The organism is Streptomyces sp. BR123 (genome assembly GCF_013401435.1).
Classification (GTDB): Bacteria; Actinomycetota; Actinomycetes; order Streptomycetales; family Streptomycetaceae; genus Streptomyces.
Window position 1 is genome coordinate 42,444 of record NZ_JACBGN010000012.1, and the last position, 12,993, is coordinate 55,436.

General features: G+C 68.6%; 15 protein-coding genes. 1 reads left to right on the plus strand and 14 read right to left on the minus strand.

Annotated features, from left to right (window positions below; genetic code table 11):
- Positions 1-8: 8 nt before the first annotated feature.
- The 6 genes from HYE82_RS03630 to HYE82_RS39455 form a co-directional block, all read right to left on the minus strand.
- Positions 9-1,628 (minus strand): terminase, encoded by a 1,620-nt coding sequence (locus HYE82_RS03630; protein ID WP_179172443.1) that lies wholly within the window; start codon positions 1,626-1,628, stop codon positions 9-11.
- Positions 1,609-2,079, minus strand: a complete 471-nt coding sequence (locus HYE82_RS03635; RefSeq protein ID WP_179172444.1) for a hypothetical protein — start codon at positions 2,077-2,079, stop codon at positions 1,609-1,611. The genes HYE82_RS03630 and HYE82_RS03635 overlap by 20 nt, the downstream gene beginning before the upstream one ends.
- 188 nt (positions 2,080-2,267) lie before the next feature.
- Positions 2,268-2,420: a hypothetical protein gene (locus HYE82_RS03640; protein WP_179172445.1), complete on the minus strand. Its 153-nt coding sequence runs from the start codon at positions 2,418-2,420 to the stop codon at positions 2,268-2,270.
- On the minus strand, positions 2,417-2,713 hold the full coding sequence (locus tag HYE82_RS03645; RefSeq protein ID WP_179172446.1) for a hypothetical protein: 297 nt from the start codon (positions 2,711-2,713) through the stop codon (positions 2,417-2,419). The genes HYE82_RS03640 and HYE82_RS03645 overlap by 4 nt, the downstream gene beginning before the upstream one ends.
- The gene (locus tag HYE82_RS39450) at positions 2,710-3,198 is read right to left on the minus strand and encodes a helix-turn-helix transcriptional regulator (RefSeq protein ID WP_218782216.1); all 489 of its coding nucleotides are present in this window, start codon (positions 3,196-3,198) and stop codon (positions 2,710-2,712) included. The genes HYE82_RS03645 and HYE82_RS39450 overlap by 4 nt, the downstream gene beginning before the upstream one ends.
- A 63-nt stretch (positions 3,199-3,261) precedes the next feature.
- On the minus strand, positions 3,262-4,065 hold the full coding sequence (locus tag HYE82_RS39455; RefSeq protein WP_369009802.1) for an HNH endonuclease: 804 nt from the start codon (positions 4,063-4,065) through the stop codon (positions 3,262-3,264).
- A gap of 478 nt (positions 4,066-4,543) precedes the next feature.
- Here HYE82_RS39455 and HYE82_RS03660 point away from each other — a divergent pair, with 478 nt between their 5' ends.
- Positions 4,544-4,768, plus strand: a complete 225-nt coding sequence (locus HYE82_RS03660; protein ID WP_179172448.1) for a hypothetical protein — start codon at positions 4,544-4,546, stop codon at positions 4,766-4,768.
- Here HYE82_RS03660 and HYE82_RS38845 read toward each other — a convergent pair.
- The 8 genes from HYE82_RS38845 to HYE82_RS03700 all read right to left on the minus strand — a co-directional run bounded on the left by HYE82_RS38845 (position 4,765) and on the right by HYE82_RS03700 (position 12,951).
- Positions 4,765-6,909, minus strand: coding sequence for an SGNH/GDSL hydrolase family protein (locus tag HYE82_RS38845; RefSeq protein ID WP_179172449.1), 2,145 nt, complete (start codon positions 6,907-6,909; stop codon positions 4,765-4,767). The two genes, HYE82_RS03660 and HYE82_RS38845, sit on opposite strands and share 4 nt — an antisense overlap.
- 19 nt (positions 6,910-6,928) lie before the next feature.
- Positions 6,929-7,165 carry a hypothetical protein gene (locus HYE82_RS03670; protein WP_179172450.1) on the minus strand — a complete coding sequence of 79 codons (237 nt, stop codon included), beginning with the start codon at positions 7,163-7,165 and terminating at the stop codon, positions 6,929-6,931.
- Positions 7,166-7,539: 374 nt separating this feature from the next.
- Entirely contained in the window at positions 7,540-7,701 is a 162-nt protein-coding gene (locus HYE82_RS03675) for a hypothetical protein (protein WP_179172451.1), read from the minus strand.
- A 61-nt stretch (positions 7,702-7,762) separates the two neighbouring features.
- On the minus strand, positions 7,763-8,233 hold the full coding sequence (locus HYE82_RS03680; protein ID WP_179172452.1) for a hypothetical protein: 471 nt from the start codon (positions 8,231-8,233) through the stop codon (positions 7,763-7,765).
- Positions 8,234-8,316: 83 nt separating this feature from the next.
- Positions 8,317-8,802, minus strand: coding sequence for a hypothetical protein (locus HYE82_RS03685; RefSeq protein ID WP_179172453.1), 486 nt, complete (start codon positions 8,800-8,802; stop codon positions 8,317-8,319).
- Positions 8,789-9,223: a hypothetical protein gene (locus tag HYE82_RS03690; RefSeq protein ID WP_179172454.1), complete on the minus strand. Its 435-nt coding sequence runs from the start codon at positions 9,221-9,223 to the stop codon at positions 8,789-8,791. Before HYE82_RS03690 ends, HYE82_RS03685 begins: the two co-directional genes overlap by 14 nt.
- 207 nt (positions 9,224-9,430) lie before the next feature.
- Complete coding sequence (locus HYE82_RS03695) at positions 9,431-11,476, minus strand: hypothetical protein (protein WP_179172455.1); 2,046 nt, start codon at positions 11,474-11,476, stop codon at positions 9,431-9,433.
- On the minus strand, positions 11,473-12,951 hold the full coding sequence (locus HYE82_RS03700; protein WP_179172456.1) for a hypothetical protein: 1,479 nt from the start codon (positions 12,949-12,951) through the stop codon (positions 11,473-11,475). The genes HYE82_RS03695 and HYE82_RS03700 overlap by 4 nt, the downstream gene beginning before the upstream one ends.
- Between the last annotated feature and the right edge of the window lie 42 nt (positions 12,952-12,993).

Here is a 12,993-nt window from a genome sequence, read left to right on the forward strand (position 1 = left end):
GGCTCACCTCATCTCATGATCAGCATCTTGGATTTCCGCCGCGGACGCGCCTGGCCGGCGGCCACCGCGTCGCGCCGCGCCTCCCACGACAGGCAGCCCGCCATGGCCAGGTCGATCTTTCTCGGCGAGTCGTGACGGTCCTTCTGGATCGTCCACATCGGCTTGCCCTCGTCGTCCTTGGCCCGCGCCGGGCGCTTCACCGCATTTGCAATATGCCGGGCGAACGCCTCATCGCCGTCGTGCGACAAGTCGCCAGCTGACATGGCGGTCCGGTAGGCGCGCAGCGCGAATGCCATCTGACGATCCCGGTGCGTCCACCATTCAGTGACGACTTTCTCCCCGTACTTCCCCTGCCATCGGGCCACCGTCTCCTCGTACCAAGGAGGGTCTGCGTAAACGCGCACCACCCGCCACGTGTCGAAGGCCAAAGCCAAGCAGAGGTCCACCTCGCGCTCCGGCACCTCCCAGTCCTCGGCCTCTCGCTTGTTCAACGGCGCTTCCCATACCCCAAGGGGCCACTGATGCCCGGTCTCCAGGTGCGTGGCGACGAACCCCGTCGCGTCCTTCCACTTCGCCCCATCGAAGCCGATGACAATCGGCTCCTTCTCCGGGACCGTGAAGTCCGATTGAGCCAGCGCCTTCCACTCAGCCTTGTCGAACGCCTTTGCCGAGGCCGTGCCCGGCTGGTTCAGGAAGTAGCGGCGGGCGTCCGCAGGGTCCGTGTCCGGCTCCCGCATGTCCGATGCAATCCGCTCCAAATCCATCCAAGGAGCCGCATCGCCGTACACGAACTTCAGCGCCGGCAGCAGCTGCGCGTCATCGTGCAGATCCTCCACGTGTGGCGCCTCGCGGTGGTCGAACAACAGGCCACCGTCCCGCACACGCCCGGCCTTCACTGCCTTCGCGTACTCGTGGGTCGCCTCGGCGACGCTGTCCTCGCCGACTGCGTACATCGTTGACGTTTCCAGCGACCACGGCTCGGCAGCACGCCGCTTCACGAGGTTCCGGCGGACCGTCTTGTGCATGGACTTCAGCTCAGGCAGCACGTACAGGTGCGTCTCGTCGAAGACAGCGAACGTCTCCTTACCGCCATCCTTAGCCGCGCCGGAAGACGTCGACGGGACGATTTCGCCGCCGCCCTCGATGAAGATGCGGCTCGAAGTCTGCGCGCTCCGGCCCAGGTCAATGCCGGGGAACTCGTCCCCCGTGTGCTCAACCAGATGCTCCAGCATCACCGTGACGTTGTCGTAGGTGTTGCCCGACTGGTTCTCCTCCGTCGCAAGGCACCGGATGAACGGGTACACCTGGGGCCGGCCAACGGGATCGCCTTGAGCGTCCCAGCCGTCGAACCGGCAAGGCCCTAGAGCCTCGAAGCACACCAGCGCACCCGCCAGCTCACTCTTTGCCCGGCCCTTCGGTCGAGACAAAAACGCCCGGTTCACCATGCGGCGCCCCGTAGCCGGGTCGAGCCGATACGCCTTGACGATGAACGCGGCCATCTCATCGTCGATGACCAGGTCGTCGCCCTGCACGTCCCCAGGCCCGTGGCAGAGGTAGTTCTCAATCCAGTCGATCGCCGTGAAGCCGAGCGAGACGAACCTGTCCGAATCAGCCTTCCGCCGGGCCATCGACAACCTTCAGAACCCGGTCCCGCCGCGATGACGCTGCCCGCGAGCGCGAGGTAGTGCGCCTAGCGACAGGCTCTTCCGGCTCGGCAACTGTCCAGCGAAGCCGCATCCGGTCTGCGGCAGTGCCGCCCAGCGAAGCCTCGTTCAAGCGGACCTCGGCCAGCAACTCCTTCCTCGGCTCCTCCCAGTACTGCTGGACTAGCTCAGCAAGCATGTGCAGCCGCTGCCAGTCGGTCGGGAGGAACGTGGCCGCCTGAGGGCTCCTCCGCCAGGTCTCGTACCAAGCGACGGTGCGCAAGTCGTAGTGCTCGCCCGGAAGATCCGGGGTTGGGGTGTCGGGGCCGTTGGCCGGCAGCACCGTCGTTGCGGTCGGGTCGGCATTGCGCCGGCGCCGCTGAGACGGGTCCTTGGGCAAGGGGCCGTTACCTGACATGGTGATCACCTCTGTCATGCCGTTGCGGCATCGGGCCGGCGGGCGTTGCACCCGCCGGCGGTTACACAGAGCCATCTCTGCAAGATCGTTCTAGTCCGGTGGCCCGTACATACCGCGAGGCACCTCCCCGGCGGTCCCTAGCCCGGATGATCATGGGGATCCCCCCAGGGTGATCATGACGGTGAGTGACGATCATTGGTGATGATCTAGGTCCGCTCTCGCTCCACCATGATTGCCGCGATGGACAGCCACGAGCTGGCCAGCTCGTCCAGCCTCTCCATCAACGGGAGGTTGGTGATCTCCAGCTCCGCCTGGGCCAGCAGCCGGGCCGCGTGGGTGATCGCCTCGTCAGCTGTCACCGCGCACCTTCGCTGGGGTTGGCATCGGGCTCAGACGTGCGGGTGTAGGTGGCCTCGAACACGTCTGCCTTGCACGGGTAGTACTCGCCCTGGATTCCCCTGATGATCCAGTCGCCGTACTCGAAAGCAACCCATGTGTCGTGCAGCCGGTCGTATACCCGGAACACCTGGTCCACATCGTTGAGCTGGACGAGCCCGTTGGTGAAGTCGATGAGCGTGCGCATCGGCTCGTCCTCTGTCCACCGGACAGCGGTGATCTCAACGGGCTTCTTCTTGTACCGTCCGCCGCTCATGCGTGCCATCCTCCTGGCTGGTGCTGTGCCGTCTCGCTGCTGTGGGTCGCCAGCGTCTCCGCCCGGCGGATCGGCGGCCGCGAGTACAGGGCGTACTCCACGGCTGCGGTGCGAAGGTCAGGGCAGGGCCTGTCGAGTCGGCGGCGACCATCCATCCAGTCCCACGCTTCCGAGGCAGGCACAGGCCCAACTCCAGTGATGCACACGTCGACAGTCGGTTCATCGGTCGAAGGAAGCAGGAGAGCGGAAGGCGACACATCCAAGGCTGCGGCGAGTGCCGTCAGCTCATCCACCGTCACCTGCCGCTCTCCACGCTCCACCTTCGCGATGGCGCTCGGGGCGATAGGCCGGCCTCCGACGAGCAGCAGGCTCGCGAGGCGATACACGGATAGCCCACGGCACTCGCGAAGCCGACGCACGTTGGCTGCCACGCTCTGCGCCGTCGCTCCCTGCTCCACCGGTGGACGGGCTCGGCGTTCGGTCATGTTCGTCTCCTGGGTACGCGGAAGCCCCGAGCCAGGAGACTCGGGGCTTCCTTCCCGCAGTAGCTAGCTGCGGGCGCTTATGGGTTGGCTATGCAAGAGCTCAGGTGCGTACTGCCGGAGAAGTTCTTCAGCCCACCGGACCTTGTCTGTGACCCGCTGACCTGACGGCTGCCAGGTGGACCACAGCTCCAAGTTCTCGATCCTGTTGTCACCCTTGTTGCCGTTGACGTGGTGGACGTTCTCGTCGGCCCTGAGCCGTCGCCCCAGTGCACGCTCCATCACCAGTCGATGCTCGGCAACCCGCCGTCCTTCGATGGTCAGGAGGACGTAGCCGTTGTTTCCTCGGCGCGGTAGCCCATCGGCTGCCAGAGGGAATGCGGGACCCGGCTCCCCGTACTTGTAGACCCGCTGCAGGTGCATGGCGCAGTATCCGCGGGCCCTGTGAATCCTGGGGCATTCCCCAACGGAGCACTCTCTACGACCACCGCGCTCCTCCGCAGTGCCAGTTCGAACGAGCCTGCTGTAGTGCGTATTGCACAAGCCCTTGGCCCGAGCAAGCTGCGGGCATGTACTCACGTCGCAAGGCTGCGAGGGGCGCGGCTGGAGCTCGATGACCTTCAGCGGGTCACCTGTCCTACGCCAGCGCCCGTAGTGAGTCCAGCACCAGCCCTTGACTTTGGCATCGCGCCCACAGTCCTGTATTGAACATTCCGCCACGCCGGGACGCTGTGCTGCATACAGCGGATCACCAAACCGCCTGAAGCGCAGATAGTGCCGGTTGCAGTATCCGCGCGCTCGGCACGGAAGGTCGCACCCATCCACGGTGCAAGTACGCTTGTCCAAGTCGACTCCTACACAGTCGGCCATGCCCCGGGGCGGTTGCTGCCGTCGCCGGGGTTCTTGCTGCAATTATCTCAGGTCAAGGGCCTATCTGCGGTTCCAACCACCTTGTTGATTAGGCGAGTTGGCCGTCTCGCGCGAATGGCAAGGGCCGCAAAGGCCGCGACCATACTTTGGATCATCAGGGTCGAGACCTTGAATTACGAGTTCACGCCTGCTCAGTGGATGGTGATCTGCATGTTTGGCTGGCGATGACCGGCAGATGACGCAGACTCGATCTCGTGTTAGCACGCCGGGCCTGAACCGCTGCTCGTGCTGGCGCCCGTAGCCGCGCTGCCGTGCGCTACCGCGCTTGGCTTCGGCGAGCCGCCGATGCTCTGTGCAGCGCCCGCCCTCGGTGTACTCACCGCAGCCCGGGACGGTGCACACCCGCCAACCTGATCGTCTGGCCATCGCCGCCGCCTCCGTCCGCGTACCGTGAGGGCCCTCGATGGAGGGAGCCGAGATGGCTGAGCACCAGGGCCCTGACTGGGCAAGAGGACTGCTGGCCGTGGGCCTGCTGCTGTTGATCGTGGGCTTCTTCGTTGGGTGGCCGCTGTCCGTCGTGGGCGCCCTCATGATCCTGTTCGTGGGTGTGTCCACCGCGGGTCAGCGTCGGGCTAGCGGTGAGCCGCCGGAGACTCTGCTGCGTCCCGGTGATCGGCCGTGGCGGAAGCGCGACGACAGCTAGGCCGTCAGCTCCTGGATCGCCGCGACTACACGGCTGGCCAGGTAGGTGTGACCCACATCCGTGGGGTGGGTCGCATCCGTGCCGATGTATGTGTCCGCGTTTCCGCTGCCCGTGGTGGCGCCAACGCGCCCGGTCCCAGTGATCCACGGCCCGTGCGTTGCGATGAGCGCGCCCGTGCTGTCGTAGATCCTGCCGGTGATGGGTGAGATGAACGGCAGGTTGGCCGCTGCTGCCGCGGTCCTGAGTGTCGTGTCCGTGTTGGTGATCGAGGACGCCGGGGATCCGCTGGGTGACCAGCAGCCGATGACGTAGATCCGTGCGTTGGGCAGGCCAGTCTTGACTGCGCTGTACAGGCTGGCGGCAGCCGACGAGATCGCGGGCTGGCTGCCCGCGTTGTCGTTGTACCCAGCCGAGATGATCAGCACGTCGGGGCTGTTCGGGATGACGTCGATGGGCGCCCGCGTGCCGAGCGTCGCCGTGCTGCCGGCCGTGATGTACCCGGTACTGCCGAGCGCCTCGTTCCAGGCATCGGAGTACCCCAGGAGCCGCGCGGCCCGTGGGAACCACGTGCCGGCTCCGCCGCCTGAGTTCATGCTGCTGCCGCCGGGGATGCTGTCGCCCAGCACCATGATCCGGCTGCTCGGCGTCGGTGGTTTCCACATCGTTGCTCCAGGCGGCAGGTACACCCCGCCGAACGGAACGACAGCGAAGTCCAGGCGGATCACCCTCGGCTGAGCAGGCCCGAGGCTGACCGTCATCAGGTGCGTGGAGCCCGGAGTGGTGCCACCGACCGACTGCATCAGGTCCGTCATCCGGCGGCCGTCGATCGAGATCCGGTACGAGCCGCCAGTCTGGTAATTGAACCGCAGCTGGAAGGCGGTAGCGTCCGTGCCGAACTCAACCGACCAGATGCTCTGCGAGCTGCTCAACGTGCCGCGGGTGTTCGGGTAGCGAGTCGTCGGCAGCACGTAGGTCGAGTCCGGGGTACCGACGCCGATCTGGAATCCGCCGGCGCCGAGGTAGCTGAACGGGCCGGTGACGTCGGAGCCGGACAGGGCCACACCAGCCGGTGCGTACTTGACGTATCCAGTCACCGGCGTGCTGGTCTGGGCGACGCTGATTCCGCTCGGGGCGGGCGCCGGGCCCAGGTTGGTGAGCGTCATGCGCCACGGGTAGCCGGAGTAGGCGTAGACGCGACCTGCACCCGTGCCCTGATTGACCAGGGCGATGGTGGCTTGGCCGCTGGCGAGGTGGCTGGCGGCCACGGTGAACATGCCGCCGCTCGTCGCCTTGCCGAAGCTGGTGCTCGGGTAGAACTCGGGCGTCCCCTCGGCGAGGGGAGTGCCCGTACCGGATCCCCCGTACTGGGCGATCGCGCCAGCAGAGTCGAGCAGCGCCAGGTCGAGGTAACGCGTGCCTGAGTACAGCATGCCGAGGTCGACACGGATCCGGTCGCCCGGCTCGGCGGCAATGCTGCACTTGAGTTGTGTGCCGACGCTGGTGGCTGCGATGGTCCAGGAGGCGGCGGCAGCCAGGTCCTGCACCGCACCGTCGGAGATTCGCAGCTCGGCAGTGCGGGGCGGGGCGCCGTCTGCTCCGGCCGGGCCCTGCAGTCCCTGCGCTCCGGCCGGGCCCTGGGCCCCAGTTGCCCCTGTGGCGCCGGTAGCGCCCGCGGGTCCTTGCGGACCGGTGTCGCCCTGCGGTCCCTGGGCGCCCGTAGGTCCCGTGGGGCCGGCCGGACCTTGGGGGCCGGGAGGTCCCTGCGGGCCAACCGCCCCGCCGCCCGCCCCGCCGTCCGGGGCCGAGACCGGGGCGAGCACGTCCAGGCTGATGGTGGACCCCAGCGTGGACGGCAGGTCGATGTAGTACGTGCGCCGCTGCCCGCTCGTCGGCTGTTCGTCGACCCGCCACCGCCACCCGGCCGGCTGGACGTCCGCGTCGTCGGTGCACAGCAGGACGATGCTCATCGCCCCGTTGGTGATGGCTGCCGGCCCGCCGCCGCTGTAAATGGCGTGCTGGGTGGAGTCGACGAGAACCGCGGTCGGGGTGAAGACCACCCGGCCGCCGCGGGCGCCGCCGCCGACCGGCGAGGGGAACGCGCCAGTGACTGTGATCGTTTTGGCTCCGGCAGGGAACGGCATCGCGGCCTCCCCTCAGCGGTCAGGCAGCTACTTGCCTCGGTCGCGGCTTGTACCGCCTGGCCCGTTCCATGATCTCGGGGAGCGCGTACATGGTCTTGTACTCGTGCCCGTGTCCGCTGTACCGACCGTCACCCTCAAAGCGGTGGATACGGCCACGGCTGGCCCACTGCCGGATCACCTGGCCTGGAACGCCGCTTGCCTCGACGGCTTCGTGCTCGTAGACGAGGTCGTCGATGTAGAACTCCCGCACGTCCATGGCCACCTCCGGGAATGACAAAGCCCCCGGCGAGGCGGGGGCTTGAGAGGAAGCGGACACACGAGTATCTCGCTGGACGCACTGTGACATACACATGATCAGGTCGTCAAGGAACGCCGGATTCAGCCAGCCGAGTGATGGGGGGCCCGTGGTCGAGGTCGCCCCGGCAGAATGCCGCTATGGGGGTCCGATTTGGCGTCATGGGCGACACGGAGCGCGAGTGCGCGGAGGGGCCTGGCACTGCTCGCCGGCCTCGGTGTGCGGCTGGTGGTGACGCAGCCGCCGGTGCTGCTGTCCGGGGACCGGTGGATCGCGCGGGCCGTGCACATGCCGGCGGCCCCGGCCGAGGAAGGCCGGGGCCGCGAGTAGGGCGGTCAGACGGCTGGCATGCCGCTGCCGGGGCAGGTTTCCAGGCTGCCCGCGCGCTGGTGCATGGCGGCCGGTTGGCCGGGTTCGGCGCCGACGATGGCGCCGCACACCGGGCAGCCTCCGTTGCACTGGCCGGGGTCGAAGCGATTGCTGGGGACACAGGGCATACTGCCTCCTTGCTCGCGTTGGCGAGGGGAGTGTCCTGCCGATGCCCGGCGGCGACTAGGGCTAGAACGCGCCTTGGAGGTCGTAGGCCCGGCTTCCGCGGGTCTGGCCTGCGCGGCCGGTGTGGGTGAACAGGCAGAAAGCCTTTGCGCCGTTGTGGAAAGTGACACCGAACCCGGGGTTCTGCGCGTCGTCGCTGTAGGGCTCGGCGGTGAGGATCTCGGTGTTGCCGGTGTTGGCGACGGCAGCGGCCAGGTAGGCCGCGGCTGAGACGGGGGTTACGTTGCCGCCGTTGAACAGCGGCGGGTAAGGCACCTCGGCCGGGGCGTCGGCGTGGACGGGCTGCTCGTCGGTCGTGTGCTTCTCGCCGGGAGCGAGGGCGCCTGTGATGCCGACCCACACCTGGGAGCCGTTGGTGAACGTGACGTGGAGGCTGTAGGGGCGGCCGGCCTCGGCGCCGTCTTCGACAGCCTGCACGTCTGGGGCTTTGGGCAGCGTGTCGATCGCGAACTGGTGGAACCGGGCGGGGCGCATGGGTCTCATCCTTCCGTGGCGGCTGGTTCAGTCTATTGCGGGTGAGGCGGCGGGATGGTGGATTGCCAGGCGCCGCGTCGGAGTCAGGATCGGTCGGTGTGTCGAGTGGCCTGATCGAGCATCCGCAGCACGGGCGCCGGTCCGGATTGGGCGTCGTTCCAGGCGCCGACGGACACGATGTCGGGCTGCTTGGCGCGGATCCGGTCGAGCATGAGCGCCTCGGCCGCATCCTCCAGTCGCCGGTTGCCGCCGGCCGCTGCTCGGATGGCGCCGATGAGGCAGTAGCCGGTGTCCGGGCGGCCGACGTAGCGGGTGATCCAACCGTGCGCGCGGATCAGGCGGGCGGCCTCCTGCAGCACCTCCTCGACCGTGGTCGGTCGGCTGGCTGGCGTGGGGCCGGTGAGGATCTCAGGCGCCTCGACGGCGATGTGGGCGGTACGAATCGCGTGGTCGGCGGACGCGGTGTCGAACCGGGCGTCCATGGCCAGGCCGGAGAGGGTGAGGCGTTCGTCGAGCGTGAGGGCGGGCGCTGTCGCACGGCGACGGCAGGCGGTGTCAGTGGTGGCCACGGCGGCCTGCCTTCTTGTCGAGGGCGCGACGCTCGGAGGCGTACCTGGCTTCGACGTCCAGGTAGTCGAGCTCTGCGGCGTCGAGCTTGCGGTCGAAGGCTTTCTCGGGGTGGAGGCCGTAGCCGTCGTAGCGGACGTCGCCCTCGTCGTAGGAGATGTGGTCGAACCCGGCCGGCGGCTGGTCGTAGACGGTGCCCCAGAACCGCAGGAAGCCGGCGGCGCTGTTGTTGTTGCCGATCTCCCAGCCTCCGGTGATCCAGTTTTTACCGGTGACGGTGTGGGAGCTGTAGGTCCGGGGCCGGTAGACGCCGGGGACGATGTGGGCCGGCTCGTTGATCACGTAGACGGTCATGCCCTTGCGGAGGGAACGGAGGAAGTCGCGCTCGTCGCCGCGGCGGCGGGTGGTCCAAGTCTTGGCCATGGTCATCTCCTTGGGTGATTGATCCGGGTTTGTTCTCTGATCGAGGGCGTGCTCGGTCTGCTCCGGTGCAGGTCAGGGGCTGCTCGCTGCCTGCTCGGGGCTTGCTCGGCGGTGGGCGCGAGCAGTGGGCGAGCAGAGCCTGAGCGGGCTCTGACCTGCGATGGAGCAGGCCGAGCAGAGCCCGATCAGGGGTGCGATCTACGCATATCAGGCGCGGCTGAGGGTCTCACGCTTGTAGCCACGGGGGTTCTGCAGGCCGTCGGTCGGGCCGATCCCGCTGGGCTCGGGGACGCCCGCAGCCCGCAGCTTGGCCTTCAGCTCGTCCACCGTCAGGCCGAGCGCGTCCGCGAGTGTCTCGGTGCGCATGCGCTCCACACCGGCGGAGTCCATGGCGGCCAGCGCCTCCTCGACCACCGAGTGCCCTGCCGCCTGCCCGGCCGGCGGCCGCGCCCCGCAGAGGCGGAGCAGTGCCGGCCACGACAGCAGCTTCGGGAAGTCAGGGATCTCCGGGAGGTCCACCTCGGCCATGGCGTCGATGGACTGCTGGTCCAGCTCGACCAGCCCGGCCTCCAGCCGCTCGGCTCCCAGCTTGCGCAGGGTCGCGGCGTCGAAGTGGTGCACCGCGTACTCAAGTGCCTGGTTGGCCAGGCCGGGCACGCCCTGCGCGAAGACGTGGCCGGCGTCCTTCGGGTCGGTGTCGGTGGCGGGGTCCAGCCGGTGCGGCAGCCAGCCTTCGGCCGCAGCGCGGTCGCCGAACACAGCGTTCGTGTCGACCCGCTTGCAGGGGCCGACCATGCGGAGGGCGATCATCTGGGCGATGTTCTTCCCAAGGTAGTCGGTCGTCCCGCCCTGGGATGCGAGCTCCACTTCGATGCACTCTTTGCGGCCGACGAGCAGCAGCTCAAAGGCGAGCAGCTGGGCGAGTTCGGACGCCTTGGGGAACTCGTCGAAGATGACCGTGATCGCAGGGTGCTCGGCGCTGGGCCGCCACTTGTTGCCCATGCCCAGCTTGCGCCGGAGTCGGGCGCGGCCCTTGGCGAGGACGAGGAGGAACGCGAGGACGGCTTCGATCTGCTCGGTGGTGCGGGCGGTCAGGCGTACTCCGTCGTAGAGGTCCTCCAAGCCGTCCCCGAAGGGGTCCAGGTCGATGGTGATGTTGTCGTAGCAGGCGGTGGTGACCTCGCCGAGGGACTGCAGGATGCCGGTCTTGCCGCCGCCGGATGCCGCCACGATGAGGCCCATCACGCCGGCGAGGCTGATCTCCAGCGGGTCGCCGCCGATGGAAGTGCCGAGCCGGGACCGGTCGGTGATGCTGATCGACTTGGGCGCCCGGTAGGGCGGCGGTGGCGCGCTGGCGAACGGGTCGGACTCGATGAGGCGGAGCGTGGCGCAGGCGCGGCGCTCCTTGAGGGGCTGGATCCGGAGCCGGTTGGTGCCGAGGTCGAAGCTGGTCTCGAGCCCGCCGGCCTTGGTGATGATGGCTTCGGGTGTGCCCTCACCGACACGGACGGTGCACTCCCAGCCCCAGACGTGGAAGCTGATGCCGAACACCTCGACGACCGGGATGTTCTCCCTGCGCATGGCGGCGAGGACACAGACGGCGAGCTGCTCGGGAGTCTGGGCCTGGCGGACGGGGAACGGCGCGGCGTCGGCGGGAATCTGATCCATGGTGACGCCCTGCGCCGTGACGCCCGCGGCGGTCGGCGCAGCGAGCTGGATGGCCTCGGTCGCCGCGTGCAGTCCCGGGGCCAAGGTCTCGGTACGCCCCCGGCGCACCCCGTACCACCAGCCGGCGGCGAGCACGGCGACGTCGACGAGCAGCCCGCCGGTGAGGGTACCGACGGCAAGCCCGGTGGTACCGACGACGCCGATCCCGGCGGTGACCCCGCTGTAGATGAGCCGGTGTCGGAGGTAGTCCCCGCGGCGCTGTTCGAGCTTGGCGCGGAGGCGGTCCTGCTCGGCATGGTCCTGCGTCGCGGCGAGGGCGTCCGAGACGGTGCGAATCATGTGCGGCCAGCCGTCGTGGTAGCCGGCGACCCACTGAGAGCCGAGACGCCGGTAGCCGCGGACCACGGTCGGGAAGCCGCCCCGGCTGTCGACCACGCGGTCGGCGAGCCGGGTAAGGCCGGCCTGGGAGCGGGCCCACAGCGGGGGCTGCCCGACGGGGACGACGGTTCCCTCGAGGGCCTCGACCGCGGGGGCCGGGTCGCCCTTAACGAGCGACAGGTGCGGGTGCGGGGCGGCGGTGCTCACTGCTCCCCCTTCGGGTTGTTGATGGCGTCGCGGATGCGCTTGGCGTAGCCCCGCGAGCGGCCGAGGAGATCGGCCACGGCGGGCGTGGAGAACCCGTCCGGGTCTGCATCACGCAGCTCTCGCGCGGCTTTCAGGTCAGCCTCGGAAAGGGGCTCGGTGAGGTCCTTGCGGACCGGGGTCGAATCTGGACCCTTCCCAATACCCACTTGGGCTCCGAGGTCCTGAGCGGGGCCACCAGAAGGCTTCTTGGGGCGACCCTTCGCAGGGCTGGCGCCACCGTCTCCGCCGGGTCCGAAGAGGCTCTCGAGGAGCTCCTCGACAGCGAGGTGTTCGGCTGCCCCAAGGTGCTCGGCGACGGTCTGGTCGACGTACTCGCGGGCGGCCAGCTTCGTGGCGAGGCCTTCGATCGTGTGCCCGAGCGGGAGGCCCTTCTCCGACACCCATGCCTCGGCCCACAGGTCGGAGCTCTTGGTGTTGGCGGGCGCGTTCAGGGTCAGGATCTGGTATCGCCGCCACACGTCGGGGTGGGCGTCGGCTCGGCGCGCCTCGTCCCATGCGCGGTCGCGGCTGATCGAGCCGAGAGGGTTGGCGGCGAGGATCAGCTCGTACTGCTCCCAAGCCCCGGGATACAGGGACTTGCGCTGCTCGTCCTGGGCCATGAGGGCGGCGTCAGCGGCTGCCTTGTCGGCGGCCACCTTCGCCTCGTGAGCGGCACGCTTGTCCGCCTCGATCTTCTGCCGACCGTCGGCCTCGACGCGCTTGGCCTCGACGAGGGCATCAGCCTGAACGCGTGCGGCATCCAGCTCGGCCTCAGCCTGCTTGGCCTGCTGCTCGGCCAGCTTCCGCTCAGAGCGGGTCGCCTTGGCGTCCTTGGCGCGGGCACCGAACTTGTGGATCATCCACATGCCGGGGCCGGACAGTGACGCGACGCCACCGCCGAGGCCGAAGACGAGTCCGATCTCAGGGTGCAGGGCGCCATCGGCGATGTTGATGCCCGCGGCGATCGATGAGAAGACTGCGGTCGCGACGAGGTAGGGCCAGACCAGTCGGCGGTTGGCGATGGCGGCCTCGGCCAGCCGCAGGGCGACCCAGGCGGCCGACTCCAGCATGATCGGGATGGCGATGTTCCACGGCCGGGTGGGGTCCCAGAAGGCGCGAAGCTGCAGCGGCAGTGCCACGAGGAAGCAGATGATCGCGAACTTCTTCACTGCGGAAGCGGCCTTGGTGTCGAGCTTCCGGCCAGCCTCCTTGCGGCGGCGCTCCGCCTGCTCGGTGGCCAGCTTCGCTGCGGCGTCCGCGGCCTTGGTTTCGGCCCTCTGTACCCGCTCCTCCTCGTCGGCTTCCTCAGCCTTGCGGGACTCCCTTTCGATCTCGGCCGCCCTGGCTTTCGCGGCGGCGATCTTCGGGGCGTCGAGCGCTTCCCGGCGCCGCAGGTCGGCTTCGCGTTCTTCCCAGGGGCGGTAGTCGCTGCTCACGGGACTGTCCTTCCTTGGTTAGGTGCGGGTGGGGGTGGGTGG

Coding starts and splice junctions, on each gene's coding strand:
- HYE82_RS03635 (WP_179172444.1), bottom strand. CDS start 2,079: ATGACAGAGGTGATCACCATGTCAGGTAACGGCCCCTTGCCCAAGGAC.
- HYE82_RS03660 (WP_179172448.1), top strand. CDS start 4,544: ATGGCTGAGCACCAGGGCCCTGACTGGGCAAGAGGACTGCTGGCCGTG.
- HYE82_RS03675 (WP_179172451.1), bottom strand. CDS start 7,701: ATGCCCTGTGTCCCCAGCAATCGCTTCGACCCCGGCCAGTGCAACGGA.
- HYE82_RS03680 (WP_179172452.1), bottom strand. CDS start 8,233: ATGCGCCCCGCCCGGTTCCACCAGTTCGCGATCGACACGCTGCCCAAA.
- HYE82_RS03690 (WP_179172454.1), bottom strand. CDS start 9,223: ATGGCCAAGACTTGGACCACCCGCCGCCGCGGCGACGAGCGCGACTTC.
- HYE82_RS38845 (WP_179172449.1), bottom strand. CDS start 6,909: ATGCCGTTCCCTGCCGGAGCCAAAACGATCACAGTCACTGGCGCGTTC.
- HYE82_RS03670 (WP_179172450.1), bottom strand. CDS start 7,165: ATGGACGTGCGGGAGTTCTACATCGACGACCTCGTCTACGAGCACGAA.
- HYE82_RS03645 (WP_179172446.1), bottom strand. CDS start 2,713: ATGAGCGGCGGACGGTACAAGAAGAAGCCCGTTGAGATCACCGCTGTC.
- HYE82_RS03630 (WP_179172443.1), bottom strand. CDS start 1,628: ATGGCCCGGCGGAAGGCTGATTCGGACAGGTTCGTCTCGCTCGGCTTC.
- HYE82_RS39455 (WP_369009802.1), bottom strand. CDS start 4,065: ATGGCCGACTGTGTAGGAGTCGACTTGGACAAGCGTACTTGCACCGTG.
- HYE82_RS39450 (WP_218782216.1), bottom strand. CDS start 3,198: ATGACCGAACGCCGAGCCCGTCCACCGGTGGAGCAGGGAGCGACGGCG.